General features: G+C 54.4%; 27 protein-coding genes and 2 pseudogenes. 13 read left to right on the forward strand and 16 right to left on the reverse strand.

What is annotated here, in order from left to right:
* Nucleotides 1-45 precede the first annotated feature (45 nt).
* The 3 genes from ACOYXI_RS09555 (at nt 46) to ACOYXI_RS09565 (ending at nt 3,743) form a co-directional block, all read left to right on the forward strand.
* On the forward strand, nt 46-1,080 hold the full coding sequence (locus ACOYXI_RS09555; protein ID WP_461674777.1) for a histone deacetylase family protein: 1,035 nt from the start codon (nt 46-48) through the stop codon (nt 1,078-1,080).
* 49 nt (nt 1,081-1,129) lie between these two features.
* On the forward strand, nt 1,130-2,182 hold the full coding sequence (locus ACOYXI_RS09560; RefSeq protein ID WP_134786885.1) for an ornithine cyclodeaminase: 1,053 nt from the start codon (nt 1,130-1,132) through the stop codon (nt 2,180-2,182).
* A gap of 145 nt (nt 2,183-2,327) precedes the next feature.
* Nucleotides 2,328-3,743: an amino acid permease gene (locus ACOYXI_RS09565; protein ID WP_027611499.1), complete on the forward strand. Its 1,416-nt coding sequence runs from the start codon at nt 2,328-2,330 to the stop codon at nt 3,741-3,743.
* A 59-nt stretch (nt 3,744-3,802) separates the two neighbouring features.
* On the opposite strand, the gene rimA is transcribed toward ACOYXI_RS09565, so the two are convergent.
* From rimA to ACOYXI_RS09585, 4 genes and pseudogenes are all read right to left on the reverse strand, one after another.
* Entirely contained in the window at nt 3,803-4,582 is a 780-nt protein-coding gene (gene rimA / locus ACOYXI_RS09570; RefSeq protein WP_461674778.1) for a S6 modification regulatory phosphodiesterase RimA, read from the reverse strand.
* A 136-nt stretch (nt 4,583-4,718) separates the two neighbouring features.
* Nucleotides 4,719-5,591 carry a methyl-accepting chemotaxis protein gene (locus ACOYXI_RS09575; RefSeq protein WP_410477721.1) on the reverse strand — a complete coding sequence of 291 codons (873 nt, stop codon included), beginning with the start codon at nt 5,589-5,591 and terminating at the stop codon, nt 4,719-4,721.
* A pseudogene (locus ACOYXI_RS09580) lies at nt 5,577-6,653 on the reverse strand (methyl-accepting chemotaxis protein); the annotation flags it as partial. The pseudogene ACOYXI_RS09580 and the gene ACOYXI_RS09575, both read right to left, overlap by 15 nt.
* Nucleotides 6,654-7,100: 447 nt before the next feature.
* A complete protein-coding gene (locus tag ACOYXI_RS09585) occupies nt 7,101-7,463 on the reverse strand; it encodes a DUF6124 family protein (protein ID WP_098964684.1) in 363 nt (120 codons plus the stop codon).
* 825 nt (nt 7,464-8,288) lie between these two features.
* Between ACOYXI_RS09585 and ACOYXI_RS09590 the strand changes: the two genes are divergently transcribed.
* From ACOYXI_RS09590 to ACOYXI_RS09610, 5 genes are all read left to right on the forward strand, one after another.
* A complete protein-coding gene (locus tag ACOYXI_RS09590) occupies nt 8,289-8,507 on the forward strand; it encodes a hypothetical protein (RefSeq protein WP_175553719.1) in 219 nt (72 codons plus the stop codon).
* A gap of 219 nt (nt 8,508-8,726) precedes the next feature.
* Entirely contained in the window at nt 8,727-9,116 is a 390-nt protein-coding gene (locus ACOYXI_RS09595; RefSeq protein WP_375123630.1) for a (deoxy)nucleoside triphosphate pyrophosphohydrolase, read from the forward strand.
* Complete coding sequence (locus ACOYXI_RS09600; protein ID WP_461674779.1) at nt 9,109-9,933, forward strand: HNH endonuclease; 825 nt, start codon at nt 9,109-9,111, stop codon at nt 9,931-9,933. Before ACOYXI_RS09595 ends, ACOYXI_RS09600 begins: the two co-directional genes overlap by 8 nt.
* Nucleotides 9,934-9,948: 15 nt before the next feature.
* On the forward strand, nt 9,949-10,152 hold the full coding sequence (locus ACOYXI_RS09605) for a hypothetical protein (protein WP_461674780.1): 204 nt from the start codon (nt 9,949-9,951) through the stop codon (nt 10,150-10,152).
* 221 nt (nt 10,153-10,373) lie between these two features.
* The gene (locus ACOYXI_RS09610; RefSeq protein ID WP_461674781.1) at nt 10,374-11,267 is read left to right on the forward strand and encodes a hypothetical protein; all 894 of its coding nucleotides are present in this window, start codon (nt 10,374-10,376) and stop codon (nt 11,265-11,267) included.
* A 265-nt stretch (nt 11,268-11,532) separates the two neighbouring features.
* On the opposite strand, the gene ACOYXI_RS09615 is transcribed toward ACOYXI_RS09610, so the two are convergent.
* Both ACOYXI_RS09615 and ACOYXI_RS09620 read right to left on the reverse strand, forming a co-directional pair.
* Nucleotides 11,533-12,237 carry a hypothetical protein gene (locus ACOYXI_RS09615; RefSeq protein ID WP_461674782.1) on the reverse strand — a complete coding sequence of 235 codons (705 nt, stop codon included), beginning with the start codon at nt 12,235-12,237 and terminating at the stop codon, nt 11,533-11,535.
* Between the two features lie 363 nt (nt 12,238-12,600).
* A complete protein-coding gene (locus tag ACOYXI_RS09620) occupies nt 12,601-13,932 on the reverse strand; it encodes a hypothetical protein (protein WP_461674783.1) in 1,332 nt (443 codons plus the stop codon).
* Nucleotides 13,933-14,254: 322 nt separating this feature from the next.
* Here ACOYXI_RS09620 and ACOYXI_RS09625 point away from each other — a divergent pair, with 322 nt between their 5' ends.
* Together ACOYXI_RS09625 and ACOYXI_RS09630 are read left to right on the forward strand one after the other, a co-directional pair.
* On the forward strand, nt 14,255-14,710 hold the full coding sequence (locus tag ACOYXI_RS09625; protein ID WP_461674784.1) for a hypothetical protein: 456 nt from the start codon (nt 14,255-14,257) through the stop codon (nt 14,708-14,710).
* A gap of 78 nt (nt 14,711-14,788) precedes the next feature.
* A complete protein-coding gene (locus ACOYXI_RS09630) occupies nt 14,789-15,100 on the forward strand; it encodes a hypothetical protein (protein ID WP_461674785.1) in 312 nt (103 codons plus the stop codon).
* A gap of 118 nt (nt 15,101-15,218) precedes the next feature.
* Here the strand turns inward: ACOYXI_RS09630 and ACOYXI_RS09635 are convergent, their stop codons facing one another.
* On the reverse strand, nt 15,219-15,488 hold the full coding sequence (locus tag ACOYXI_RS09635; protein WP_461674786.1) for a hypothetical protein: 270 nt from the start codon (nt 15,486-15,488) through the stop codon (nt 15,219-15,221).
* A gap of 609 nt (nt 15,489-16,097) precedes the next feature.
* On the opposite strand from ACOYXI_RS09635, the pseudogene ACOYXI_RS09640 reads away from it, so the two are divergent.
* A pseudogene (locus tag ACOYXI_RS09640) lies at nt 16,098-16,280 on the forward strand (acyl-CoA thioesterase domain-containing protein); the annotation flags it as partial.
* Between the two features lie 11 nt (nt 16,281-16,291).
* Here ACOYXI_RS09640 and ACOYXI_RS09645 read toward each other — a convergent pair.
* Nucleotides 16,292-16,750, reverse strand: a complete 459-nt coding sequence (locus ACOYXI_RS09645; RefSeq protein ID WP_460160799.1) for a winged helix-turn-helix transcriptional regulator — start codon at nt 16,748-16,750, stop codon at nt 16,292-16,294.
* A 93-nt stretch (nt 16,751-16,843) separates the two neighbouring features.
* Here ACOYXI_RS09645 and ACOYXI_RS09650 point away from each other — a divergent pair, with 93 nt between their 5' ends.
* Together ACOYXI_RS09650 and ACOYXI_RS09655 are read left to right on the forward strand one after the other, a co-directional pair.
* Complete coding sequence (locus ACOYXI_RS09650; RefSeq protein ID WP_460160798.1) at nt 16,844-17,785, forward strand: aromatic alcohol reductase; 942 nt, start codon at nt 16,844-16,846, stop codon at nt 17,783-17,785.
* Nucleotides 17,786-17,929: 144 nt separating this feature from the next.
* On the forward strand, nt 17,930-18,838 hold the full coding sequence (locus ACOYXI_RS09655; protein ID WP_460160797.1) for an MBL fold metallo-hydrolase: 909 nt from the start codon (nt 17,930-17,932) through the stop codon (nt 18,836-18,838).
* Here the strand turns inward: ACOYXI_RS09655 and ACOYXI_RS09660 are convergent.
* The 8 genes from ACOYXI_RS09660 to ACOYXI_RS09695 form a co-directional block, all read right to left on the reverse strand.
* The gene (locus ACOYXI_RS09660) at nt 18,832-19,728 is read right to left on the reverse strand and encodes a LysR substrate-binding domain-containing protein (RefSeq protein WP_460160796.1); all 897 of its coding nucleotides are present in this window, start codon (nt 19,726-19,728) and stop codon (nt 18,832-18,834) included. The two genes, ACOYXI_RS09655 and ACOYXI_RS09660, sit on opposite strands and share 7 nt — an antisense overlap.
* Nucleotides 19,729-19,773: 45 nt before the next feature.
* Nucleotides 19,774-20,286 (reverse strand): nuclear transport factor 2 family protein, encoded by a 513-nt coding sequence (locus ACOYXI_RS09665; protein WP_460160795.1) that lies wholly within the window; start codon nt 20,284-20,286, stop codon nt 19,774-19,776.
* A gap of 63 nt (nt 20,287-20,349) precedes the next feature.
* The gene (locus tag ACOYXI_RS09670) at nt 20,350-21,477 is read right to left on the reverse strand and encodes an amidase (protein WP_460160794.1); all 1,128 of its coding nucleotides are present in this window, start codon (nt 21,475-21,477) and stop codon (nt 20,350-20,352) included.
* Between the two features lie 56 nt (nt 21,478-21,533).
* Nucleotides 21,534-22,142 (reverse strand): flavin reductase family protein, encoded by a 609-nt coding sequence (locus ACOYXI_RS09675; protein ID WP_460160793.1) that lies wholly within the window; start codon nt 22,140-22,142, stop codon nt 21,534-21,536.
* Nucleotides 22,143-22,228: 86 nt separating this feature from the next.
* Nucleotides 22,229-23,527, reverse strand: a complete 1,299-nt coding sequence (locus tag ACOYXI_RS09680; RefSeq protein WP_460160792.1) for an MFS transporter — start codon at nt 23,525-23,527, stop codon at nt 22,229-22,231.
* Between the two features lie 21 nt (nt 23,528-23,548).
* On the reverse strand, nt 23,549-24,793 hold the full coding sequence (locus tag ACOYXI_RS09685) for an OprD family outer membrane porin (RefSeq protein ID WP_460160791.1): 1,245 nt from the start codon (nt 24,791-24,793) through the stop codon (nt 23,549-23,551).
* A gap of 109 nt (nt 24,794-24,902) precedes the next feature.
* Entirely contained in the window at nt 24,903-25,862 is a 960-nt protein-coding gene (locus ACOYXI_RS09690; protein WP_460160790.1) for a PDR/VanB family oxidoreductase, read from the reverse strand.
* A 10-nt stretch (nt 25,863-25,872) separates the two neighbouring features.
* Entirely contained in the window at nt 25,873-26,349 is a 477-nt protein-coding gene (locus tag ACOYXI_RS09695) for an aromatic-ring-hydroxylating dioxygenase subunit beta (protein WP_460161524.1), read from the reverse strand.
* Between the last annotated feature and the right edge of the window lie 12 nt (nt 26,350-26,361).

Here is a 26,361-nt window from a genome sequence, read left to right on the forward strand (position 1 = left end):
CCGGAACAGAATATTTGCACTGGCTCACATTAACGGATGCGCAGAATGTTTACAGTTTTCAGTGATTCCCACCGTTTGCACCATGGCACCGAATTGAAGGACGGCGTGCTCAAGCCGTCATTCGAACAACCGAGTCGGGCCGATACCGTGCACAACCGCGTCAAACAGGCCGGCCTGGGGCAAATCGTCGAACCGCGTGCGTTTGACCGCTCGTGCTACGTCAACGCCCACAGTGAGCGCTACGTCAGTTTTCTGGAAAGTGCCTGGACCGAATGGTGCGCAACCGGACGCACGCACGATGCCTTGCCCCTGGTCTGGCCGGTACGCGATCTGGCCAAAGAGCAAGTGCCGACGTTCATCGACGGCAAGCTCGGCTTCTATGCCATGGATGCCGGTTCGCCCATCACCGCCACGACCTGGCAAGCGGTGAAAACCAGCGCGGATATCGCCCTCACCGGACTCGAACTGATCGATGAAGGCCACGACAGCGCCTTTGCCCTGTGCCGCCCGCCCGGCCATCACGCCGCGCGCGAATACATGGGCGGTTATTGCTACCTCAATAACGCCGCGATTGCCGCGCAGCAGGCCATCACCCAAGGCGCCAAACGTGTCGCGGTGCTCGACGTCGACTTCCACCACGGCAACGGCACCCAGAACATTTTCTACCAGCGCAGCGACGTCATGTTCGTGTCGCTGCACGGTGAACCTGCGGTGTCCTACCCGTACTTTTCAGGTTACAGCCACGAAGTCGGCGCGGGTGTCGGCGAGGGTTACAACCTCAACTACCCGCTGCCGAAAAACACCACGTGGGAGAGCTACCGCAACGCCCTGCTCCACGCCTGCAAAAAACTCCAGCAGTTCGCACCTGAAGTACTGGTGATTTCCCTGGGTGTCGACACGTTCAAGGATGACCCCATCAGCCACTTCCTGCTGGAAAGCGAGGACTTCATCGGCATCGGAACGCTGATCGCCAGTGTCGGCTGCCCCACCCTGTTCGTGATGGAGGGCGGCTACATGGTCGATGAAATCGGCATCAATGCGGTGAACGTGCTGCATGGTTTCGAGAGTAAACGCAGCTGAACCATCCCCGCTCTGCGGCCTTTGAATGACTGAATCGGAGAACAACAACATGACGCTTTTTATTGATGTCGATGATGCTGCACGCCTGTTCACCCAGGTCGGCATCCGCCGGGCCATCCGCGACATGGCGAGCTACATCGAAGCGGACTACGCACGCTGGGCACAATTTGATAAATCGCCGCGCACGGCCAACCACTCGGCAGACGGCGTGATCGAGCTGATGCCCACCGACGATGGCCAGCAGTACTCGTTCAAATACGTCAACGGCCATCCGGACAATGGTCAGCGCAACTTGCTGACCGTCATGGCTTTCGGGCTGCTGGCCGATGTGCAGAGTGGCTATCCGACCCTGCTCAGCGAACTGACATTGACCACCGCCGTGCGCACCGCTGCCACCTCGGCACTGGTTGCGCAGTCGCTGGCTCGCCCGGGTGCGACCTCGATGGCGATCATCGGTAACGGTGCGCAGAGTGAGTTTCAGGCGCTCGCCTTTCATGAAATGTTGGGCATCAGCGAAATCCGCATCTTCGATATTGATCGCGACGCTTCGCTCAAGTTGAAGCACAACCTGGCGGCGTTTCCGCAGATCGAAGTGATTCTGGCCGACTCGGTAAAGGACGCGGTCAAGGGTGCGCATATCGTCACCACAGTCACCGCCGACAAAGCCTACGCAACGATTCTCACGCCCGAAATGATCGAACCCGGCATGCATATCAATGCGGTCGGCGGCGACTGCCCGGGTAAAACCGAACTGCACGCCGACATCCTGCGCAACGCCCGGGTCATCGTCGAATTCGAGCCGCAAACACGCATTGAAGGCGACATTCAGCAATTGGAGGCCGACTCTCCAGTGGTCGAGTTTTTCCGGATTGTGCAGGGCGAAGTGCCCGGCCGCGAGAGCGATACGCAGGTGACGGTCTTTGATTCGGTGGGCTTTGCTCTGGAAGATTTTTCGTCACTGCGCTACCTCAACGACCTGGCTCAGCAACAGCAAATCGGCCAGCGCATCCACCTGGTACCGACGCCGGCCAACATCAAAAATCTCTTCCAGTTGCTGGAGCCGCAACCGGCAACAGCCTCACGTCTGCGCACCGCCAGTTAATCAGTAAGGACCGCCCCCAAGCGATTTTGCGAGGGGGCCATTCACTCTCCAGGCATCGCTGTGATTAGCCGCTGCCTCTCTAACAAGAACGCTCGACACCTACTTTCTGCCAAAACTCAAAAACATAAAATCAAGAGGTTTTGCGATGAAATCGAATCCTTCCGGGCTGCTTGAACAGCCCGCGCTGCAGCGCACGCTCAGCAATCGTCACATCCAGTTAATGGCCATGGGCGGTGCCATCGGTACGGGCCTGTTCATGGGCTCCGGGAAGATCATCGCCCTCTCCGGGACGTCGATCATCCTCATCTACATGATCATCGGCCTGTTCGTTTTTTTCGTCATGCGCGCCATGGGCGAAATGCTCCTGTCCAACCTGAACTTCAAAACCTTTGCCGACTTTGCCGGCGCCTACCTCGGCCCGCGCGCGGCATTTTTTCTCGGCTGGTCGTATTGGTTGAGCTGGAGCGTGGCGGTGATCGGCGATGCCGTCGTGGTCGGTGGATTCTTCCAGTACTGGTTCCCCGAGGTACCGGCGTGGATACCCGCCGTCGGCATGCTGGCGACGTTGTTTGCGCTGAATGTGCTGACGGTCAGGCTGTTCGGTGAGGTGGAATTCTGGTTCGCGATCATAAAAATCATTGCTGTCGTGACCTTGATCGGCGTCAGCACCGTGCTGATTGCCACGTCCTTCGTGTCCCCGAGTGGCGTCACCGCATCCCTGAGTCACCTGGTGGATAAACAGGCGGCCTTCCCTAACGGCTTGTTCGGCTTCTTCGCCGGATTTCAGATGGCAATTTTCTCCTTCGCCGGCACCGAGTTGATCGGCACCGCCGCCGCTGAAACCCGATCTCCAGAGAGGACTTTACCCAAGGCCATCAACTCGATTCCGCTGCGGATCATCCTGTTCTACGTGCTGGCACTGACCTGCATTATTGCCGTGACCTCGTGGCAGCAGGTGTCTCCGGTCAAGAGCCCCTTTGTCGAACTGTTTCTCGTGGCTGGGTTTCCCGCGGCCGCCGGTATAGTCAACTTCGTGGTACTGACTTCGGCGGCATCATCGGCCAACAGTGGCGTGTTTTCATCGAGCCGCATGCTGTTCGGCCTGGCCAATCAGCAAAACGCTCCGGGCATCTTCCGGCGACTGTCAGGTAACAGCGTGCCGCTGCTGAGTCTGGCGTTCACCACACTCTTGATGCTGATTGGGGTGCTGGTGCTGTTCATCGTGCCGGAAGTGATGACCGCCTTCACCATCGTCTCCACCGTGTCGGCGATTCTGGTGATTTTCACCTGGTCGACCATCCTCGCGTCGTACATCGCCTATCGCAAAAAACGCCCGGACCTGCATGCGAAGTCGGCTTACAAGATGCCCGGCGGCGTACCGATGGCCTGGTTTTCCCTGGCATTTCTAGGCTTTGTGCTGTGTCTGCTGGCATTGCGACCTGACACGCGGATTGCCTTGATGGTCATGCCGGGTTGGTTCGTATGGTTGGCGATTGCTTACCAGTTGACTCGCTCAAGGCAGACGAAATCGGCAGTGGAGTCGGCGAGCCAGTTTGGCTGAATCTGCACGCCTGAGCCGTCACCTCAACGTGATGGCTCAGGCTCAAAGACCAGCCCCCGTCAGATCCGTTGCCACGCCTCCAGCGGAATCTGCGCCATCGCCTCAAACGCCGGTTTGGCGAACCAGAAACCCTGCATCAGATAAATCCCGCAATCGGCGAGAAAATCGCGCTCCTCGGGGTGCTCGATGCCCTCGGCAATCACCTCGACGCCCAACTCGGCACACATGCCCACCACGCCACGCACAATCGCCTGGCGTACGCGGTCGCGATGGATATCGCGAATCAGCGCCATGTCCAGTTTGATCAGGTCCGGCTGAAAGTCCGCCAGCAGATTCAGCCCGGAATACCCCGCACCGAAGTCATCAATGGCGGTCTTGAACCCGAACTCGCGGTACTCGCGCAAGATGTTCATCAAGTGCTTGTTGCTTTCGACGTGCTCGCCTTCGACCGCTTCGAAGATCAGCCGATCAAGCGGGAACGCATGTGCGCGGGCCGCCTCCAGCGTGCTGCGAATGCACATGTCCGGTCGATACACCGCGTTGGGCAGGAAATTGATCGAGAGAAACCCGGTGAGCCCCAACTGCGCAGCCGTGGAGATCGCACGCACGCGGCACAGTTGATCGAAGCGATAGCGGTTCTGGTCATCAACCTGCTCCAGCACCGACAGCGCACCCTCGCCCTGCACGCCCCGGACCAACGCCTCGTGGGCGAAGGTCGATTGATCACGCACATCGACAATCGGCTGGAACGCGAAGGAGAACGCCATATCGGCCTCGCCTTTTTGCCGGCATCCTTGGCACCCCCCGCTGGGCTGGGGGAAAATTGGTGTATTGGTCATGACGCCCCCTGAGAGCGGGTTGCAACCATCCATGGCCCAGAAAAAAATCACTGCACGGACCGGGTGGCGCCGCTTGGCGGCCCCCGCTTATACAGGCTGACCGGTCAATTCCGGCCAAGTTCATTGCGAAATGCCATCAGGTGCGGAAATGCGCCGTCATGCGTTGCAGGTCCTGCCCGAGCGACGCCAGTTCAATGGTTGCGGCAGCGCTTTCTTCGCTGGCGACGGCCGACTGATCGGCCACATCGCGCACACTGACGATGCTGCGATTGATCTCATCGGCCACCGCACTTTGCTGCTCGGCGGCGGCGGAAATCTGCAGGCTCATTTGCTGGATCGTGCCGATCGAATGGTTGATCTCGGTAATCGCCTGCTCGGCCTTCTGCGCCAGCACCACCGTGTCCAGCGTACGCTCACGGCTGGATGTCATCAGTGTCGAAGCCGCTTGAGTGCCCTGTTGCAAAGTGACAATCAGCGCTTCGATTTCCTTGGTCGAATCCTGGGTGCGCTGCGCCAGCGAGCGCACTTCATCGGCGACTACGGCAAAACCACGCCCCTGCTCCCCCGCCCGCGCCGCTTCAATCGCCGCATTCAGCGCCAGCAAGTTGGTCTGCTCGGCGACTGCCTTGATCACATCGATGACCTTGCCGATCTGCTCACTGTCCTGGGACAGCACGTTCATCGCCGCGCCCAAGTCTTCGATCGCCACCGACAGTTCGCTGATCTGCACGGTCGCCTGCTTGACCACCGCACTGCCGTGGCGTGCCTGCTGATCGGCCAGGGTCGCGGCGGCTGATGCGTCGGTGGTGTTGCGCGCCACCTCCTGCACGGTCGAGGCCATTTCGTGCATCGCCGTGGCGACCTGATCCACCTCGACTTTCTGCTGACGCACACCGGCGCTGGTCTGCTCGCTCATCGCCGAGAGCTTCTCCGCCGATGTCGAAATATGCGTGACACCGTTACCGATCCCCTGCACCAGCGTATTCAGGCTTTGCGCCATGTCCTGCATCGCGTTTTGCAGATCGCCCAACTCATCCTTGCGGCTGGATTTGGCTTGCACCGTCAGATCGCCCTTGGCAATCCGCCGCGCCAGCTCCACCGTCAGCGCCAGCGGCCCGGTGATCTGCCGCGAGATCAGCACCGCAGCCAACAGACCGACCACCAGCGCCAGCACCGTCAGCACTGCAATCTGGATAAACGCACGCTGTTGATCGTCCCGCGCAAGACGCTGCTGAGTGTCCATCAGCCCGGTCATGATGCTGTCCATCGCCTGGCTCTGCTGATCCACCTGCTGGCGCAGGCTCTGCTTCTGCTCGAACAGCGCGGCGACCTGCACCAGCACCTCACGATAACGGCGCATGCCGGCCTGCGCCTCTTCAAGCTGACTCGACAGGGCCGCCGGCAAACCGCTGCGCGCCTTGCTCATGTCGGCCAGAAACGCATCGGTGGTGTCCAGCAGCACCTTCTTGTTAGCCTCGCTCGGCACCGCGATATAACGCCGCAACATCAGACGAAACATCGTCATGCCATTGCGCAGATCCGCCACCGTGCGCAAATCCGCCACCCGCGCGCTATCAGCAGACGCCAACGCGCTGGCCGTGGTGCTCTCGAACATGCTGTTGAAGGTCTCGGCGTACTTGTCCGACATCGCCCCCAACGGTTTCAGCGCATCGCTGGTCGCCTTGTCCGCCTCGACCAAACGCTTGACCTGCTGATCGTAAGCCAGCGTGGTGTCCTGCAAACGCTTCAAGGCTTGCTGGTTTTCCGCCCGCGTCAGGGTCTGCAACGCCTTGGCGATCAGGCCCTGCAACACCGTCAGCTGCGACTGATAAGCCTCGGCATAAGCGACATCCGCCGCCGCTTCGTACTGCTTCTCCGACAACCGCATGTCCTGCGACGCATCGTTGAGAGTGCCGATCAGACGCGTGGTGTCCAGGCGATCCACCAGCACATTGCTGCTGCTATAGCCAATGAAGGCCACCGCCCCCACCGCCAGCAAAAGAACGCCAAACCCGGCCCCCAACTTTCGGGAAACCTTGATGTTGCCCAGGAAATTCGATGCTTCTGCCATGTTCAGCCTCTAACGCCCTGACGCGATTCAGCGTCAGGCACAAAAAGTAGATCTCTGATAACCGGAGTTACCACTCATATTCGGGGTCGTCGTCCTGGGCGAAATACGGGCAGCTTCCACTGACCCGGCTGCAACAAACTGACGCGAAAAGCCGTACCGACGGCCCACGCACCAGCGGACAAATCCAGGACTGACGCTGGATTTATCGTTTCAGCAAAGGTGTTGGAACGGATGCTATAAATTTTGGGAAAAGTTGTACAACTTTATATTTTTGTATAATCGTTGAACTTTTTTGAGCGCGTGATGACGCATTGCCATCACTTTTTTTGGCACATCGCTATTCCTGTGGAAACAGGCTGAAACCCGCCATTTTCGGCGGTTGTTTTGCGCATCGACAGAACGCCCTCCGCGACCACAACCTCGCCGCTTGCCACGGAGGGCAGCGCTCTACGCCTTGAGCTCGACGTTATCCAACGCCTGATTCACCGCCAACTCCCCCAACATCACCACCTGCGCAATGCCGAGCAGCGTCTTGCGGTGCGAGACCTCCAGCAACGCGGCGAAATCGTTGAGCATGGTCGTGGCGGAACCCAATGATTCACTGGCGTTGGCGAGCAGGGATTCGGTGTCGTAGGCCGGGTTGGCAAAGAACATTGGTTTGGATTGATCACCGCTGGCCATGATCTGGCTGGTTGGGGTGAGGTAGTGATCGAGGGCGCGCTCGGCGGCTTCGTGGAGCTTGCGGGAATCGAGGGATTCGTAGGGGGATGCGGGGTTGGTTTCGGGTGGATTCGGTGTTGGTTTGAACATGGTGTAACTCCTGACGGATAAACGAAAAGGAGCCATCACTCTCGCTACCAAACGAAGGGTGGAGGCCATACGCAGGTTGGTAGACCGGTCGTCAGGAACCCCGGCGCATCCGAAGACGCCCCGCGCATGACCACCATAAAACGAAGACGAGAAACGCCCTCGCAAGACAGTAGTCTTGTGCTTCTGACGGAGGCGGGCTACCAAACCCGATCACTGGTATGCAGTGACGTAGGGACGATAGAACCCGCGAGCTAGACGCACAAGCCGGCGGATTCTGTCTTAGGTGTAGGGGGAGGCGCAAGGTGGTGTAGGAGAGGAATTGCAAAAACAGGCTTCATTTAAACAGGCGTGATTTTTCTGTTCGCAAAGGTTCTAAGAGCACGCTAATCGACGAGATGCTGTCACCAGTGCAAAGAGCAATGCGGCCCGCTTTCGCGCGCTATCCGTCTTTCCGATGATGGATCGGACACATCGTCGGTCCCTGCCCCATTTAATAAAGGCCAAAAGACCGCTTTAAAAAGCCCTGTACCAGCATCGTACCAGCCAGGTACCCCTTCTCGAAGACTCCGCGATTTCTTCCCTTCTTTGTAGCAATTTTAAAGCAAGCGTTTTCGGCTACGATCTGGGCACTACTGATACTGTCAAAAACGGGGATAGAAATACTGGTGCAATGAACGCTCTCTTGACGTTGTCCCGTGAGATCTGACATGAGCTGTCCCACCATTGTGTGGTGCGCTAAAGATGTCTGTTGCACAAGTGTTTAAGCCAATGCAACTCCGCAGCATGTACTAGGCTTTTCAAACCCATCGCTCAAGGACGATTTTCATGTCAGATCACTCAGCCTCCAATATCGCAACGGCAGATGCTTTGACATTGCTACTGCACAACCAGCATGCGTTGGCGGCTGCAATAGAGGAGGTCACCGTGTGGCTTTCGGCTAATGGCGTGCAGGTAGTTGCAGATAACGCTGTGATGGCTATGGAAACCTTAGACACAAATGCAAAAGCGATTAAAGATGCAATTATGCGTATACGGCAGTCCTAGGAATGCCTAGCAGGCAGCGGTCGTTCTATTCGACCAAAAGCGGTCAGTCGTGGTCGTCAGCTTTCGGCCAAAAACGGACATCAAGAGCGTCAATAAAACTTAGGGCGGTTCACAAATTGATCGACTTTGGTCTAGATTCAAAACGGCTGAGGGAATCGGTTATGATGATGGCCATTTGTTTATATGGTGCTTTTGGCCCCGGCGATAAGGACTCGCGACATGAAAAAACCGGTGGCCGCTGCAGTCGTTCATCTTGATGGGAAAATTCTCATCACTCGTAGGGCTCCAGGTCAAAAACTCGAGGGCCTGTGGGAGTTTCCAGGCGGCAAGCTTGAACACGAAGAATCTGCCCTGGAGTGCATTACCCGTGAGTTACGTGAGGAGCTTGGTGTTGAGTCTGTCGCCGGCGAAATACTCACCACCACGACTTACACCTATCCCGGCGGTGAGATCGAGCTGATCGCCATTTCAGTTCAGCTGCAATCCACTCAGTTCACCTTGCAGGTCCACGACCGGTTTCAGTGGGTGCTACCTCAAGAACTCCTTCAATACAACTTGGCTCCTGCCGACATTCCCATTGCCCAAGAGATCATCCGGAAATATGGCTAATTTCATTTCTCCTGCCCCCGGATCAAACCTTAAAAACGAAGACCTAATTCTTCATTTTTTGTGCAGTCCTCAAGGTGGAATGCGCCGGTCAATTCGAACCAACACTCTCGTCATTGTTTCTAATCACGTGGCGTCAATTTACGACGATCGCTGGGTCGAAGATGTATTGCATTACACCGGTATGGGTCAGGTCGGTGATCAATCTCTTGCGTTCAACCAAAACAGAACACTGAACGAATCGCGCATTAATGGAGTGGCCGTACATCTATTCGAAGTCTTTACCGCCAAGACCTATACCTACATCGGTGAGGTAATGCTGGCTGATGAGCCATACCAAGAGAGACAACCGGATGTAGAAGGGCAGGACCGCTTTGTTTGGGTTTTCCCTTTGCGTTTGAAATCGGGCACTCCGCCGGCAATTTCTGATGTCACGCTGCAGCAACTCAATCGGGTTAAGGAAAAACAGGCCCGGAAATTGAGTGACGCTGAGGTAGAAGCGTTAGCCCGGCGTCAAGGACGGGCCAATGTTGGGAAGCGCAGCGCCAGAGTCACGCAACACCAGCGCTCACCATGGGTAGCAGAGCACGCTAAGCGTAGATCCAAGGGGCGATGTGATTTATGCCAAGAAGCCTCTCCGTTCAACAGGAAGGATGGGACGCCATATCTGGAGACACACCATATCGAGTGGCTTGTACATGGTGGAGCAGATACGGTGGAAAACACAGTTGCTCTCTGCCCCAACTGCCATAGAAAAATGCATGTGCTTGACGACCAGGCTGACAAAATACTTTTGGTCGCACGGATCAATTCCCACTAATTAAAGGAGCTATGTGTGGACGAGGAAATCAGTTTTGAACATGAAGGGACAAAGTACAGCGGCACCTACTCGGTTCACGGAGATGAGCTCATAGTTTATCTACCTGATGGTAGCCAGCGGGCAACCACGTTGCGTGGCCTTGACCCTGAAGTGACTGCCTTAACTCATCTACGTGGGTTTGTACTGCACCCGAAAAACGTTGATCGGACTGGTAACTGACAGTCAGCATCGTCATGCCGTGATCAGAAAACCCATCGGTAGGTCGTCATGAGTGGCTGTTCCCGGCTAGAAGCGGACATTTTTTTCGAATCCATACTTTACCTTGAGCACGCACAGCGCCGCCTACAGAGCGCGCTCACTCCGGCTTACAGATGAGTTTGATTTGCTTGCATGCAAGTTTAATGAATTAGCGCAAAATTAACGGATCCGGGAGTTTTTAGATGGCAAACACTGAGATTAAAAACACTCTTTGCCCCTATCTGGTCAGACCTCTGATAGAGGTTGGGCAGATTAATAGGGAGCATGTACTACCAGTAGGGATAGGCGCTCCGGAGTCATTTTTTGTAGAGGCAGCATTGTCTGAGAATAGTCGGCTTAATGAGCTGATTGACGCTCCAATGGTGAATGACCAACTTATTAAAATGCTTTGCATGATGGCCGACATCCACGGACGCTCTGGTGGGAAGACTGCAACCATGCATGGAGAGACCGAGGTGGGAGGTCGATTTACTGCGAATGTTAGCAAGGAAAGTATTGATTTCAAATATCGAAAGCCTATTGAAAAGAACAAGCTCACTGGGGAGTTTTTGGTAAAAGGCTTTAGCGAAGAGGTTTTTGAGGAAGCGGCTAAAATTGCCAAGAATATGGCTGACAAGGGGAGGAATAGACAAGGCGATATAACCATGCTTATCCACAGCAAAGAGCGCTTGGATATGAGTTTTTACAGTGATTTTATGTTGATTATACGCGAGGCAATCAAAGCGGCTTACCTATTTACTGTCAAGACTTATGGGGATATTGCAATAACTTCTAAAAGCGGGCATGTGTTTAGAGCCGCCTTTGAGGCTCGTACTGAAGAAAAGCTCAGAGCGTCAGGGCTGTATTGGCAGCAGCTGCCTGCCGACCATTACGAGCCTATTGTTAAACTTACTGCTAAGCATCATATGTTCATGACAAGCATAAAGGAGGATATGATGTACACTCAGGTAATCTTGTTTGGAGGGTTGTCATTTATTTTTTGGACTCCGCGGGATGACATAGAGTTCGAGCATGATGGCTGTGGAAAGCTGATTGATGCATCCAAGCAGTGTTTTATTGATAGGCCAGAAGATTGAGGTTGTATGCCATTTGACTTAGGTGTTTAAGTTCTGCACATGATTTCCTGAACTCTGGCGGCGTCCGGTGCGAATAATACACTGATAACAATGCTTGCGGTCGCCACCGTCAGCTTTTGGCCGAACGCGGCTGCGTATGAGAGATTGCTTTCGGCCAGAAGCGGACGTTTGCAAGCGAGCACGCACGACCAGAGGCGAAGTTGACGGCCGACCGTTTCCGGCGGTACCTATCTTTTTTAATGGAGATTGATTTGCATAGATGAAGCTAGGCCTTCATTAAACTTAATTGGTTTATAACAAACCATTGATGCATACAAATCACTGCTGCCCAGCTGCTCCACAAATATGGCAGCAGGTATTCAGTTCCGTATGATGTTTTAACGTTTGCAGCTATCTTGGCTCGGTAAGTTGCTAGCACTACGAGCCAATAAGGACACGAATATCCATATTCGAATGCTGGTGAGGTTTTAAGCTCAGTAGCGTCGAGATTTTTGTATTCTCCACGAACTTGAAACTTTGCTATACGAGCGAACCCTCGAGAAAATTTTCTTTTGTCCTGGGGGTTGGTTACAGTGCTGAAGCTAGTCCTGACAATTTCATGCTTATAATTATCGCTTTCTTGAGCTCCAAGATGTTTCAGATTCTGGAACAAATCTTCCTTTATTTTTTCCTTTTTCAATTGCTGCATTTTTTTAATCAAAAAATCTTCAAAAGTACTTTGATAAATCTTATTTTCTGAATAGGACGCATTTGGTGAGTGTTGATAGAATCTAAGCAAAAAATAACTATTGATTGCTAGCGCCACCATCCAGACGTGTTGAGTATTTTGCGTGAATGCAATTGTAGTTCCAAGTAATGACACCGACTTTAAGTCGGCACCAAAAAACCATAAAGATATGAGTATGGATGAAAAGGATAGGAGCATACCCCGAGCCTTCTTGAAATCACCCTCATCAAAACCAGAATTCATAAGCATCTTCCTTAAATCAAATAGGATCTAAATAATTACAATATTAGGTCAATGCCTTACGATGTAGATGCCCGGCAAAAAATAACTAAGCCTCTTGTGGCGAGCGCCAGAACCCCCCTTTCGCATCGTATTTGCCGCTTCTTATCGTATGTTGTAAGTCGTCCCGGTAGTAATTGAAAGATACTCGGCAGGAGGTCGCGCTAACTTATAATATCTATTATAAGAGTTTTCGTTGCCGTCCGCTTGATTGCTTCTAGACGAACCATATCAAAGTTTGTCTTGGAAATCATCGGCCAGATAGTCTGGGCCGACGATTCCAAGAGCACCTTTAGGTGGGCTTCGAAACAATATTAGCTTTGAAAATCACCACTGAACCTTCCACCGTCCACCACCTTTGCAGCCGTTGCAGTGCTGGATACTTCGCCAATCCGATCTACCTTCCAGCTTTGTTATTCCTTTTTCCGCCTGGATAGCTTTGAAGGCAGGTCGCCAAGAATTGTGGTTGCATTGTTTGACACAAACCAATGTGTCGGTATCACCTTTTTTTCCGATTTTCTTATAGTATCTTATTTGCCCTTCACCTACTGGAGAGTGAGCAATTTCGGTCTCGCAGTCTTCTGGCGAATTTGTGTCTTTGTCCGGGTCGCCATCGTCTAATTTTGAACTTAAAAACGCAATTCGACTTTTGAGCTTTAAAATTTCAGTATTTGCGGCTTCTAATTTGTCGTTTAATTCGCTGTTTTCATCGATAATAGAATTTAGGTCTTTTTCCTTTTCTTCAGCATTTGCAGCATTTAGACGATCGCGCATCTCACGCTTAGGGATTTCACGGAGGCTTTTAGGCGCTGAAAGCGATAGTGAAGACGTTTCGAGAACAATTCCTCTGATAGTTGACTGGAATCTACCTAGTCCAGGTATATCCCCCGAATATTCGTCCCAAAGCTTGCTTGCCGTCCAAATTGAAGAACTAAGGTAGTCCTTCTCACCCAGTGGCCAATACAGTCGGACTGCACCGAGATAACAGGAGTCTCGCTTACCTAACTCATCTGTCATTGCCCAAGACCCCTCGTCATCAACGACAGCTACATGAGCGACTCCAACGAGATCCCTTGCAAGTTTTTCAGCTAAGTTCGGCCAAGGTCGCTCATCGAGATCGTCAGAAATGACCACGACTGGAAACTTCCTTCCTTTATCAAGTAGCCTGGTGCACAGTGCAAGACCTCCGTCTTCTCCATTGCTGTCTATTATCGATGAGGAAGGTATCTTGTCTCCATCAAGCTCCCAGTCATCGAACTTCTCGATGATTTCTCTAATAATTCTAGGGCATCGGGGATGGATTCTGACTGGAGCGATAATCTGTGACAGTCTTTTTGCAGATAGTGAGCAGTATATAAAAACCGAGTTATCAACAAGTCCGATTCGAAGCTCAGTTACAAATGCATGCTCATTTTCAAAAATCTCAATTAATAGTATTTCACGCAGGCTTCCAAGCTCGTTCTGTATGAGCTTGCGAGAAAAAGTTCCATTTGCACCCTGTTTGATGCTTGTAAATTTTCCTTTTTCACTTGATAGGTCAGTCACCCCTTTTTCCGACATCCAACTGTCAAACATTTTATCTACAATTTCAAACCTATTTGTTGCATGCCTAGTGTCAGTTGATACGTGTTTTAATAGGTATTTTCCGAGATCCTGCATTATAGAACTCCGTTTCAACTTTCAGTTTGGATTTTAATTGTTTTTTACCCGCACGGTGGCACTTTGATGGTAGTGGTATGGCGGGAAATTCTCAATCGCTTATGCGAACGTCCGATTCTGGCCGTTTTCAGACGGTCTCGACAGGCAACAATCGGCCAATACCGGCCCCTCATAGGAGGTTGCTTTCGTGCCCTTTGAACGGCATTTTCAAAGTGTCAGTAATTCGGGCCAGGATCTTTGTGCATCCCTCAGATACCCTGTTCGGCGACTGATGCGCAAACAAGCGCTTTGCCCTTGGCCCTCTATCGTTAAATGGAATCCCATGCATCACCGCATCCACGCCGCTTACCATCAAGCCAAATGCAGCCGCAGCAGCTGTGCCTGGCTGTTTATCGACAACACACCCATCGAAGAATGGCTCAACAATCACCTCGACTACCCTGATCTCGACTTGAACGGTCTTTCACTGATGTGGTTGCTGGATGAGGAAGAGGACGCACTCGCCCAACGGCGTTTCACACCTGCGCAGGACGGCACAACGACACCGGTTCCGCTGCTGGTCTGTGGCGATGACATGGACTTCGATTGCTTTGTTCTGATGACCGAACAGGTGATTGACGGCACTACTTTGCACTGGCGCCGTTTTGGGCATAGCGTTTCCGGTGGTCTGGAAGTCGGTATCAATACTCAGTGGGGCTCCGAGAACCGCTCGGTCAGTTTTTCCCTGGCAGACTTTCACGAAGCGCTGGCGGAGTTTTACAGGCTGATGAAAGCCTGAAGAGCTAAGTGATGCATGCGCATTCCCACTTATAGGTACCGCACTACGATGCCCATACGCTTACAGGTAGATTAATTTATGGCTAGAAGCCACAGGCTCCAAAAAAAACTTCATGCGCAGCATCTGATGGCAACGGCTGAAGCAGTCGTACTTGATGACGGTCTTGTTGAAAAGCTATGGGCGCTCAATCAAGGTGACAGATTTGAGCTGAATTCAGCGTGCCTCAGTTCGGCAGCTATCCAAAAGTACCGCTTGGAGTACTTGGTAACGAGAGGCCCTATTCCCGAACACTGGCTATACAAGAAATTTGACCCAGAGGAACTTACATTATTTTTTACGGCAAAAGACTTTGACGGCATTTGCCATGGCTGGACTCTGTTGGACAAATGAGAATCTCAGGTTTAGTTCTCCAAAACGCAGCTTCTGGCCGTTTTCTGCCAGTCGCGTGAAACAGAAAGCGATCCAATATAGATAGTCCGTGTCGAACGCAACAAACTGTCGGGATGAATTACTCCCCGGATTGCAAGCGCTCGATAGCTTCGAGAAGCTGGCCGTCGAAGTACTCTGTTTCATCTCGTTCCTGGTCTTTCATGCGGCGCTTTGCCTCGATCAGCAGGTATTTGGTCGCGATGTTCTGATTCAAAAAAGTAGCGACCATAAGATCATTCAAACTTTCCAGAGGTGTGTCCCATGCCTCCCTGCAACGCTGAATGAGTCCTGTGGGGGCATCCCCACTCCAAGGACCTAAAATATCCGAGACTGTCAGGGTGGAGGTCATGAGCCTGCCTTTGAGAGAAATTGAAGGGCTTGTAATTTCGCACGCTCTGGAGATTGATGAATAGCGAAATCGAATGCCCGCTTCTGGCCGGAAGCGGTCGTTCCTGAACGTTCGCTAGCGGCCAGATGGGTAGGCTCATCGCCGTCCGTTTCTCGCCGAAGTCGCTCGGTTACGGTTGGAAGCAATTTCCCAAAAGGAGCCGGTCAGTCATAAGATCCGATCATTGTACGGTCTTGAAAACCGTCGACTGTAACAGGTCCATGAGTTCGAATCCCATCGCCTCCGCCATCTTATGTACCGACAAAGCCCTGATTATCCAGGGCTTTGTTGTTTCCGGGGTTTGAGATTTTCACCCTGCAATTTCTGGATCGTTTCCGCATTTTTTCATTCATTTCCGCAACCCTCCCCCACTCTCATCCAAATCGAACGGCTCGGCAAAGATCTTCGGCACGCGTCTGGTGCCGGCGTGATCTCGATCGGCCAGATGCTCGCGCTCGATCTTGTTCGCTAACGAACCAAAGTGATATTGGCTCGCAGAGCCTAGAGACAACTTCAGTCAGTATTCCGATACTGCCGATGGCGGTAGGTTGATACATGGCCCTTAGCGACCCATTGATCACCGCAAGCATCACTCTGGATTATCTCGGCGCGGTGCAAATCAACGAGTGGCTCGAAGTGCGTCTTGAGCACTCCAGAAAGGGACGTCAATCGGCGTTTGCTGACGTCAGTCTGCACATCGGTGAACGAACGGTCGCGCGCGCCAGTGCCGTGTTCGCCCTGCCGCTGAGCTGAGGCGCTACACATCAGTCTGACGCCTCAGAATCGTCCCGCGCCGGCACAGGAATTTGCCACGAGGGTTTCTTGCTGATCTGGCTATCGAACGTGCGTCGCGCTTCGCGGAAACCCTCGACGTTTTCCACCACCCAAGTCCAGATCGGCGACATCCGCACCAGCAATCCCATGCCCAATGGCGTCAGCTCGTACTCGACGTGCGGCGGCACCTGGTCGAGCTCGCGCCGAGTCAGCAGGCCGTCGCGTTCAAGCGCACGCAGGGTTTTGGTCAACATGCGCTGAGTCACACCGGTCATCTGCCGTTTGATCTCGGCATGGCGCATCGTGCCGTAGACCCCCAAGGCATGCAGGATGCCCAAAGACCAGCGACTACCGGCGTGCGCAAGCACTTCGCGGCGCACGCCATCATCGTCTCGTCTGAGCGTCTGGCAGATTGCTTCTGCCTCACTGAGCGCTTGCTGATCAGTCATTTCTTCACCTGGTATCACGCGTGTGCCTTCTTCTGAGTGCCGCCCGATCGTGCCAGCATTTGCCGATCTTACATGCAGATTTCAGGAGACATCATGACCGAATGGAACCACCCTTCCGCGCAATCCATTCTCGTCCTGGGCGCAGGTGAGCTCGGCCTGCCGGTTTTGCGCAACCTTGCGCGAGTGGCAAAGCGCTCGCCCGGCAGCACGATCAGCGTGCTGCTCAGGGGCTCAACGATCAATAGCAAGGTGCAGGGAAAGAAAGCCGAAATCGATGAACTGCGCAGTCTCGGCGTACAAATGGTGGCGGCAGATCTGGTCAACGATTCAATCGATCAACTGGCCGAAATCTTCGCACCGTTCGATACCGTCATCGGCTGCGCCGGCATGGTCGCTGGTCGCGAGACACCGATGAAGCTGGCGACCGCCGCGCTCAAGTCCGGCATCAAACGCTACTTTCCCTGGCAGTTTGGCGTGGATTTCGAGGTGATCGGCCGGGGCAGTCCGCAGGATCTGTTCGATGCTCAACTCGACGTGCGCGAACTGCTGCGCGCGCAGGACAAAACCGAATGGGTGATCATCTCGACCGGCATGTTTACCAGCTTCCTGTTTGAGCCAGTATTTGAAGTCGTTGATTTCGACAACGACACCGTTAACGCCTTGGGCAGCCTGGACACCAGCGTGACGCTCACGACCCCGGATGACATCGGCAAGCTGACCGCAGAAATCGTTTTCTTCGAACCGCGTTTTCGCAACGAGATCGTGTATCTGTCGGGCGACACGCTGACCTATGAACAGGTCGCGGGCCTTCTCGAACGCGTGCTCGGACAGCCCTTCAAGCGTAACGTCTGGACAGTGCCGCACCTGATGCAGGAACTGGAAAAAGACCCCACTCACCACATCAAAAAGTACCGCGCGGTGTTTGCCCAAGGTCGAGGTGTGGCGTGGCCTAAAGCGGGCACTTTCAATGAGCATCGAGCGATTCAGGTCACGACTGCTGAGCAGTGGGCGCGGGAAAACCTCAAGGCTGATTGAATGTCAGCTCGACTTACGCTTTAGCTGACATGAAGTGTCCCACTTTAAAAATCATCCATTGATGTGTGAACCGATAACCCGTGAGATAGGCACGGCTACAAACAGCCCGCCATCCGCTGATAACAAGAAAAAGGTTCACAAATCATGCGCAAGTTCGTAAAAATCCTGACCCTGACTTCCTCCGTCCTCCTTTCGGCGCCGTTCACTGTTCAAGCGCAGGAGTCCACTAAAGACACCGGCCCGGCCTTTGTTGTGCACCGGTTGACCGACTTTCTCTACGCCATCGGCGAACCCGATTACTATCAGAAAAATTTCTCGTATTTATTGGTCGGGAAGAACCAGGCGTTGATGTTCGATGCAGGGGCGAATCAGAAAGAAAACATCACGCACGTGGCGAGCAGGATCACCGACAAGCCGCTTTCGATGCTGCCATCGCACCTGCACTTTGATCACCTGGGCGGCCTGCACAACTTCAACAGCATCTACCTGGTCGACACTCCGTTCACTCGCCGGTTCAGAGGCAAGGATGGCGTCTACCGTGTGCCCGAGCCGGTCTATCTGGGCAACTTCGATCACATGGTGGTGCCGCCCTTCAAAGTCGCGCGGCTGATCAAGCCCGACGAGACGATCGACCTTGGAGGCCTCAAGGTGCGCTTGATCAGCGTGCCGGGTCACACTCCGGACGAAGTCGCGCTTTTTGATGAGACGCACAACATCTTGCTCTCGGGAGATCATGTGTACCCATCGTGGCTGCTGGCAGGCAATCTCAAAGACTACGTCGCTTCGCTCGATGCCACACTGAAACTGATCAATCGGCAAACCTCCATTTATGGCGCGCATGCCGACGAGGATCCGACCAAAGTGCCGTCGATGACCTTCGCCGATGTGCAGGCGATTCGCGACAAGATGGCCCTGATCCTTGCTGGACAGACCAAAGGTGAAACCTTCAGCGATCCAGAGCTGGTCAGGAGTTCCGATCTATACAAGGTCAAGAATGACATCAGTATTCTCACCAACATCCGGTTTACCGATGGTCGTGGCTACGGTTACTGAGCGGGCTGCCCGGCCGTAGCGAGTAACCAATCGATGAACGCCCGGATTGGCGGGCGTTCGCGCGCGGCTTCAGGACAGGCCACGTAATAATTGTGCAGCGCAGGCAAGGTTCCCGACAGCGGCCGCACCAACCGGCCTTCGTCCAGATCCCGTGCGGACACCAGCTCATCGCTCAGCGCGACACCGAAACCATCGCGCGCCGCCTGCAACACCATGCCGAAGTCTTCAAAGTAGATGTCCTCTGTGCCGATGCAATTGACACTGGCGTCGGCCAGCCATTGCTGCCACTGGCTGCCGGTGTCTTCGTGGAGGAGACGGTGTCGAGCCAGATCCGCCACCTCGCGAATGGCTTTCGGCCCCCGCAGATATTGCGGGCTGCACACCGGCGTCATACGGATGCCATGCAACAAACGCCACCAGACGCCCGGCCACGGCGGCGAACCGTAGACCACTGCAATGTCGGCCCGGCGCCAGTCAACTTGCGGTATTCCCGGCGCGGTGATCACTTTCACCCGCACCGAAGTGGACGCTTCCATGAAGCGCAGCAGAGGCGTCGTCAGCCACTCCACGCCCTCGGCAGGCGGGATGGATAAGGTGATGTCGACGACGTTGCGCTCCGCATCGCAAGCGGACTGCATTGCCGCCACCGCGCCGCTGATTTCGCCCATGGCGTTTGCCACATGTTTTTGCAGCAGTCGACCGTTGGCGGTCAGCATCAGCTGCCTTCCGCGCTTCTCGAACAGCTTTATACCGAGACCGGCCTGCAACGCTTTGACTTGCTGACTCACCGCGCCAACGGTGACATGCAGCTCAACCGCAGCGGCCGCCAAACTGCCCAGGCGGGCCACACTCTCGAACACCTTGAAGTTGTGCAGAGGGGGAAACGTCATCTCATCTCCGTAAGATTCTGCGATCAGGTAAGGCATCTGGCATGGCTACTCTGATGGCACGGGGAGCTCCGCGTTACTGTTCCAGATCTTGACAGGCCTGCTAAACAAATTCTCAGTCTGGAAACTTGAGATCCGCCATTCATACTCTTCAATCTCAAAACGCACGTTGAGAAGCGCGGCATTGAGATGCGACCTACCATCGCTAAACGTACTGGTCTGGAGCATCGTCCAATGCCCGATACCAAAGTTCTCCATGACTTCGATCACCTCGCTGGTTAAGAAATGCACATTAAGAGCAAAATGCGCTGGCGTTTTCATATAGGTAGAAAACATGGCCCGAATTTCTTCACGCCCTCGGTAGCCACCGAAGCTATTTTCATAGCGGGCCCCCTTACCTTCCCATATTGCCTGCCGGGTAAACAAAGACGCCAACTCATCCAACGGCGTGTCGGCGTCCAGACCATCACATAATTGCATATACCGGTTTATGCACCGGCGGATCGCCTGTTGATCTTCGAAAACTTTTATACGGTTTTGCAGCTCTTGGACACTAGTCATGTTGTACCTCAGTCGCGGCCAGCGTGGATGGGCACGCCAGCACAGACAGTCAAGTCGCCGCACTCACAGCGAGCTGCTCGCGTAGTTATTGATTAACAGGCGGTCTGCAACTGCAAACAGCTTTTCATCACCGCCTTTGGCTGCTACCAGCTGCAGACCGACGGGCAACCCGCAGTCGCTAGTCAGCGGGATGCTCAGTGCGGGATGACCGGAAAGGTTGAATGGCCGCACCAGCGCGGTCATGCCCAATACCGCACGAGTGTCCTCCGCCTCTTCCACGCGAAGCGGGAAGTTAGGCATGGTCGGGAGCGCGATGACATCGAAACGCGTCAGAGCCTCATCCACCTCGGCGCAAAACAATTTACGCACTTCCTCAGCCCGTTCGAGCGCTTGGTCAGTGGTTTGCCCGGCGGCGGCCAGGCGGCCAGCGACATCTGCGCCAACTTTCATCGAGCTCAACAAGTGGCCGCAAGCCTGAAAGGTCTCACGGTTAATTATGGCCACGCCCGCATCATAGGCGGCCGCAAAATATTCCAGCTCAAGCCGGCCCAAAGGCAAGGAACTCCGCATTAACGCCGTGTCGACCACTGCGCTGATCACGGGGTCCGCTTGAACCTGAAGGAGGCCAATCTTCACACCTTCAGCTAACAACTGCGGTGTGAATGTCGGATCGATCATGCCCATTGCTCTTTCAAGCATCGGCAGCGTAGCGGCTATTGGGCCTACGCAATCCAAGCTGGATTGTGCAGGCATCACGCCCAACCGGCTGACTCTGCCGAATGTAGGTTTCATCCCGAAAACGCCACAGCAGCAGGCCGGGATACGCACTGATCCGCCAGTGTCGGTGCCCAGGCTGAAATCGACCAGGCCTGCGGCAACTGCCGCAGCAGATCCACTTGAGGAACCTCCTGGTATGCGCCCTGGAAAACGTGGATTTGAAGCGGTGCCGAAATGACGATTGATGCCCGTCGTGCCGAAGGCCAGTTCATGCAGGCCGACCTTGGCAGTGATATGCGCGCCTTCTCTCAATATGTTTTCAACCACCTCGGCATGCCGTTGGGCTGGAGACGCATCCTCGAGCGCGCGGGAAGAAGCGCGTGTCGGATAGCCTTGTATATCAATGGTGTCTTTAACCGCGACGCGCAAGCCGCCTCGGCTGCCCATATCGAGCGTTTCAACTATGACGTTCATCATTCCAATTCCATTGCTGTGGTATTTTCAGCCGGCGGTAGTTGTGCGGCGGTCGATCAACCTCCCGACGGCCGATGAAAAATCTCTCCCAGTGAGGCATAGAAAGGTCCCCCAAGACGTGAGAGTGGGCGCATCTTCACCGAATCAACTCGGCCACCGTCGTAAATATCCGGTGACAAGTGATAGGCAACTACCTCACCGATAAACAACTGGCTGTCGCCGTCACCCAGAGAAAGCGTCCGATGCAGCCGACACTCCATTTGCACGGGCGTGCTGGCGATACGCGGCGGTCGGATGGTGCGACTGGGTAGCACATCAATACAGAGCATTTCGACCTCACTGACATAGGGGTCGACCTCATCGGCGCAACGATGCATCAGTTCCATACTGGCTTCGGTGACCACGTTGACTACAAATTCGCCGCTTTCGAGGATGTTTCTCGCGGTGTCCTTAAGCACACCGTGACGTTGTTCGATATTGATCGCCAATAGCGTCGGACGCGTTGCGACATAGTTGTACGAACTGAACGGAGCCGCGTTGACCGTGCCCTGCGAATTGAGGGTCGTGACCCACGCAATCGGCCGCGGCGCGACACAGCCAACGATAAGCTTGTGCGCCGCAGCAGGCTCAAGTTCGCGCCCGTCTACATAAATAAACGCTTCCACTTCGACCTCTTATGTAATGGTTTCAGAAGATGAAACTGCCTGGGTAGTTACGGACAGCCCAGGCAATGGTTCGAGTTCCAGGCGCCCTACTCGGCAGTTTTTGCCGGGCGAATTGAAAGCACTGCCATGGTCGTGATCGCTCCCATGACAATCAGCATCACCGAAACCGGCCAGGCGTCCTTGTAAATGCTGAACAGCGCAGTGGCCGCCAGCGGTGCCAAGCCGCCGGAGAAGATAGAGGCGATTTCGTGCCCCATCGCCAGGCCGGAATAACGGACCTTTGGCGGAAAGAGTTCGCCCATCAGTGCCGGCTGCGTTCCGATCATGGCGCCGTGACACACCGCCAATCCCACCAGAGCAGACACGTAAACCCACACAGGCTCGTGAGTATCGAGCAACCAGAAGAACGGGAATGCGAACAGCATCAGGCCTACGGATCCGAAGGCGTATACCAACCGCCGACCGATCCGGTCTGACAGCCAGCCCCAGAAGACGATCGTGAACGCTTCAACGATCATCGCCACCATGACACTGGCAAGCACCAGTTGCGTATCCAGCCCTGTGAACTTGGCGTAGGCGACTGTAAAGGCAAGAAACAGATAGGCGCTGCCGTTCTCGGCAATGCGCAAGCCCATGGCTTGCAGTACTGCCTTGGGGTGATTGCGGAGCACTTCAAGGGCGGGCATATGTTGCGCTTTCTCCTGGCCCGCCTGGGTTTCGAATTCCTGGCTTTCCGGCAGGCTGCGGCGGATATATACCCCGACCCCGAAAATCAGAATGCTGGCGAGAAAAGGCACCCGCCATCCCCAGCTCATCATGTCGTCATAGGGCAGCATCTGGACCAGATAGAACGCTGCCGCCGACAGCACGAAACCGCCGGACACACCTAATTGGCTCCACGCTGCGTAGAACCCTACGCGGCCTTTCGGTGCATTCTCGCTGAGCATCAACACCCCGCCACCCCACTCACCGCCGGAAGCGACACCCTGTAAAATTCGCAACAAGACCAGACAGACCGGCGCCAAGTAGCCGACCTGCTCGAAGGTGGGCAAAAGGCCCATGGCGAACGTGGCAATACCCATGATCCCCAGTGTCATGATCAAGGCTTTCTTGCGCCCTGATTTGTCGCCGATATGCCCGAAAATCAGCCCACCGAGTGGCCGCGCCAGAAAGCCAACAGCGAAGCCGGCAAATGAGGCCATGGTGCCGAGAACGGGATCGGTACCCGCCGGGAAAAACAAAGGACCAAAGATGAGCGCTGCTGCGGTCCCGTACAGGAAGAAGTCATACCATTCCAAAGCGTTGCCCAATACCGAAGCGATGACGATACGGCGCATGGTCTGAGGATCGCTGTAATTTTTTATATGGGTATTCAGATTAGTCATTGTTTTACTTCTCCGGTTTTATCACCAGATCTTCCAAGTGTAGGAAGTCACCAAGCGATACTCGTTATAATCGTTGCCAAATTTTTGCTGAATACGAAAGTTTTTGACTTCGAAGAGCAAATCCTTGAACGGCCCGCTCTGAACGACATAATTGAAACTGATGTCACGTTCATTTTCCTCTTCGCGACTTAATCCCTTCCCCCGATCAATATCAGTTCCTTTGATATAACGAGTAAACATGCGCAGCCCAGGCAACCCCATGGCCGCAAAGTTATAGCCGTAGCGAACGGACCAGCTTCGTTCATCAGGCCGGATAAATGGTAATCCCGCCCAGTTCGGCAGATACAGCTGTGGCACATATCCGTTCAATGTCGGAAATACAGTTTCCCCGGCCATCCGCTGATAACTGGCGCCAAACAGATGGCCACCTTTTTCCAGCGTAATCAGCCCGCTGTAAGCACGATTATCGACTGCCCCCCCCAACGCACTGCCATCTTCACGATTGTTGAAATAACCCAAGTCGGTTCTCAGCACATAACCGTCTGCAATTGGCCAGGCGTGCTTGATACCGCCGTAGTCCTGCTTATAGATATCGTTGAGCACGCCATGAAAATAACTGGCTTGCAGCGCCGGGGTAAGCGCATAGGTAGCCCCGGCGAAATCGAGCCCGTCACTGTGCTGACTATCCGCTGTACCCCAACGGTACAGGCGCTCGTGATCTGAAGACTGGCGGGTGACTATGGACCAGAATCGCCCGCCTACCAGGGTCAGGCGATCGAGATCACGAGACTCGATTACGGCGCCTTGATAGATCGTGTCGAGCAATCGACTGGGATCGTTGGAGGCCACCGGATAATTGGGTTTCTGGTCGCCGATTTTTACCGAAGTCCTGGCGTATTTGAATTTCAACGTGGCGCCTGCCCGCCCATAGTCTCGCGCGGCCTTTTGTTCATCCAGGCTATACGGCAACGTGCCGTCATTGCCGGAAGAATCCAAACGCAAAGCAAACTGCCCATTGATATCCAGTCCGACCGCTACCGGAGTTTCGCTGTAGCCTGATTCATATTGCAGATCGAAGCCCTGCGACCAGTTACCGATTTTATCGGCAGTCGGCAGGTTGTCCGTGAAATTCCTGCTCAAGTAAAAGTTCCTGAAGTTAATGGAAAGATGGCTGTCGTCCTTGATTTCGGCTAAACATCCCAGAGGAATTGCCGGACCACTGCAAATACAAATAAATGCTGTACGCAACCGCCAGTCTTTATCCATTTCTTGAACCCTGAGGTGTGATCACACAAGTCATCGGCAGTAAACCAAGTACAGGCTCGACCGGGGCATGAATGCCCGCTCGCAGTCACATTTTGTTTTTGTTTTGTCTTCAGATATCCAGCACCAGGCGCGAGTCAGTCGCCCTAGAACAACACAATATGATTTGCTCGTTACTCTGTTTTTCTTCATCGGTAAGATAAACATCCCGATGATCGGGCCTACCCTCAATCACATCGCACAGGCAGGTGCCGCAAATTCCCTGCTCACACGACACTTCAACTTTTATCCCGACAGCAGCCAGCGCGTCGACGATGCTTTGCCCTTCTTCGACTTGCACGGTTTTCCCACTGCGGGCAGCGACGACTTCGAAGCTTTCGCCGGCCCTGTCGGTCTCGACCTGAAAATATTCGCGATGTATCCGCTGCTCGTCATAGCCCTGGCCGCGTGCACTTTCGATGACCCAGTCCATGAATCCCATCGGCCCGCAGGTGTAAACGTGGCTGCCGGATGGCGCGGCATTCAGCACTGCGCTCAAATCCAGATATTGGTGCGGGTCTGCATCACTGAAATGTGTGAACACTCGGGCCGCGAAAGGCGCCGCTTCCAGTTCATCGACGAAAGCGCAGCGCGCCCTCGATTGCCCCTTGTAATGAAGCTCGAAGCTTTGGCCCTGCGCATGCAATGCATACGCCATCGCAATCATCGGGGTGATGCCAATGCCGCCGCCCAGCAAAATTGAATGACTGGCATCGGCAATTAGTGGAAACAAGTTTCGTGGCGCGCTTATGCGGATATCCGTCCCCGGCACGAGACGATCGTGAACCGCTGTTGAGCCACCTCGGGAATTGCCATCCCTGAGCACGCCGAGCCGGTAGACGTTGTTGTTGCCCGGGTCACCGCATAAGGAATATTGCCTGACGAGCTCCGCACCGAGGTGCAGGTCGACGTGCGCACCAGCGGTAAACGCAGGCAACGGCTGGCCGTCGGCAGCGGCCAGTTCCAAGACAACGACGTCGTCGCCTTGTACCTCACGCTTGCGGACGATCACATCAAGCATCTGATCGTTCATGGCCGATTCCTCAAAGGATATAGCCGATACCAGCGAGCGAATCGTCGCTGTTGATCAGGCTGATGACTTTGCGGTGAAGTTTGAATTGTCCCTCGTAACGCACCAGCTCGTAGACCACATCAGCGCTGTAATGCTTGAGACTCTCCTTGCGAAACTCGCGCACATTCTGCGCGCATCGCACGGTGACGCTGGCACCGTCATCGGCCAGCACGCGTATACGCGACAGAGTCCTGACGGTACGGGGCTGCGGGCTGGTCGAGATAGACTCGCCGCCCACCAGGCGCTGCACACGCAATAGGCGCATGTGGTGATCGTCATAGGCGTAATTGAGGGTGTTTTCGAAGTCAGTTTCCTTCGGGTCGATCGGGATCACGTAAACACCTTTTTCGGTCCACCTGCCCAACCAGTTTTCATATTCGCCGTGATCCAGCATGTCGCCTTCCTGCCAAATGAAAGCGGTCACTTCTTGCAGCAATTGCAGGTTCATAGATTTCTCCAC

Source organism: Pseudomonas sp. G3-19 (genome assembly GCF_054855875.1).

What these genes read in the sequence shown, in the direction of transcription:
- ACOYXI_RS09555 (WP_461674777.1), top strand. Translation starts at nt 46, where the DNA reads ATGTTTACAGTTTTCAGTGATTCCCACCGTTTGCACCATGGCACCGAA.
- ACOYXI_RS09560 (WP_134786885.1), top strand. Translation starts at nt 1,130, where the DNA reads ATGACGCTTTTTATTGATGTCGATGATGCTGCACGCCTGTTCACCCAG.
- ACOYXI_RS09565 (WP_027611499.1), top strand. Translation starts at nt 2,328, where the DNA reads ATGAAATCGAATCCTTCCGGGCTGCTTGAACAGCCCGCGCTGCAGCGC.
- rimA (WP_461674778.1), bottom strand. Translation starts at nt 4,582, where the DNA reads ATGACCAATACACCAATTTTCCCCCAGCCCAGCGGGGGGTGCCAAGGA.
- ACOYXI_RS09575 (WP_410477721.1), bottom strand. Translation starts at nt 5,591, where the DNA reads ATGCAGGACATGGCGCAAAGCCTGAATACGCTGGTGCAGGGGATCGGT.
- ACOYXI_RS09585 (WP_098964684.1), bottom strand. Translation starts at nt 7,463, where the DNA reads ATGTTCAAACCAACACCGAATCCACCCGAAACCAACCCCGCATCCCCC.
- ACOYXI_RS09590 (WP_175553719.1), top strand. Translation starts at nt 8,289, where the DNA reads ATGTCAGATCACTCAGCCTCCAATATCGCAACGGCAGATGCTTTGACA.
- ACOYXI_RS09595 (WP_375123630.1), top strand. Translation starts at nt 8,727, where the DNA reads ATGAAAAAACCGGTGGCCGCTGCAGTCGTTCATCTTGATGGGAAAATT.
- ACOYXI_RS09600 (WP_461674779.1), top strand. Translation starts at nt 9,109, where the DNA reads ATGGCTAATTTCATTTCTCCTGCCCCCGGATCAAACCTTAAAAACGAA.
- ACOYXI_RS09610 (WP_461674781.1), top strand. Translation starts at nt 10,374, where the DNA reads ATGGCAAACACTGAGATTAAAAACACTCTTTGCCCCTATCTGGTCAGA.
- ACOYXI_RS09615 (WP_461674782.1), bottom strand. Translation starts at nt 12,237, where the DNA reads ATGAATTCTGGTTTTGATGAGGGTGATTTCAAGAAGGCTCGGGGTATG.
- ACOYXI_RS09620 (WP_461674783.1), bottom strand. Translation starts at nt 13,932, where the DNA reads ATGCAGGATCTCGGAAAATACCTATTAAAACACGTATCAACTGACACT.
- ACOYXI_RS09625 (WP_461674784.1), top strand. Translation starts at nt 14,255, where the DNA reads ATGCATCACCGCATCCACGCCGCTTACCATCAAGCCAAATGCAGCCGC.
- ACOYXI_RS09630 (WP_461674785.1), top strand. Translation starts at nt 14,789, where the DNA reads ATGGCTAGAAGCCACAGGCTCCAAAAAAAACTTCATGCGCAGCATCTG.
- ACOYXI_RS09635 (WP_461674786.1), bottom strand. Translation starts at nt 15,488, where the DNA reads ATGACCTCCACCCTGACAGTCTCGGATATTTTAGGTCCTTGGAGTGGG.
- ACOYXI_RS09645 (WP_460160799.1), bottom strand. Translation starts at nt 16,750, where the DNA reads ATGACTGATCAGCAAGCGCTCAGTGAGGCAGAAGCAATCTGCCAGACG.
- ACOYXI_RS09650 (WP_460160798.1), top strand. Translation starts at nt 16,844, where the DNA reads ATGACCGAATGGAACCACCCTTCCGCGCAATCCATTCTCGTCCTGGGC.
- ACOYXI_RS09655 (WP_460160797.1), top strand. Translation starts at nt 17,930, where the DNA reads ATGCGCAAGTTCGTAAAAATCCTGACCCTGACTTCCTCCGTCCTCCTT.
- ACOYXI_RS09660 (WP_460160796.1), bottom strand. Translation starts at nt 19,728, where the DNA reads ATGACGTTTCCCCCTCTGCACAACTTCAAGGTGTTCGAGAGTGTGGCC.
- ACOYXI_RS09665 (WP_460160795.1), bottom strand. Translation starts at nt 20,286, where the DNA reads ATGACTAGTGTCCAAGAGCTGCAAAACCGTATAAAAGTTTTCGAAGAT.
- ACOYXI_RS09670 (WP_460160794.1), bottom strand. Translation starts at nt 21,477, where the DNA reads ATGAACGTCATAGTTGAAACGCTCGATATGGGCAGCCGAGGCGGCTTG.
- ACOYXI_RS09680 (WP_460160792.1), bottom strand. Translation starts at nt 23,527, where the DNA reads ATGACTAATCTGAATACCCATATAAAAAATTACAGCGATCCTCAGACC.
- ACOYXI_RS09685 (WP_460160791.1), bottom strand. Translation starts at nt 24,793, where the DNA reads ATGGATAAAGACTGGCGGTTGCGTACAGCATTTATTTGTATTTGCAGT.
- ACOYXI_RS09690 (WP_460160790.1), bottom strand. Translation starts at nt 25,862, where the DNA reads ATGAACGATCAGATGCTTGATGTGATCGTCCGCAAGCGTGAGGTACAA.
- ACOYXI_RS09695 (WP_460161524.1), bottom strand. Translation starts at nt 26,349, where the DNA reads ATGAACCTGCAATTGCTGCAAGAAGTGACCGCTTTCATTTGGCAGGAA.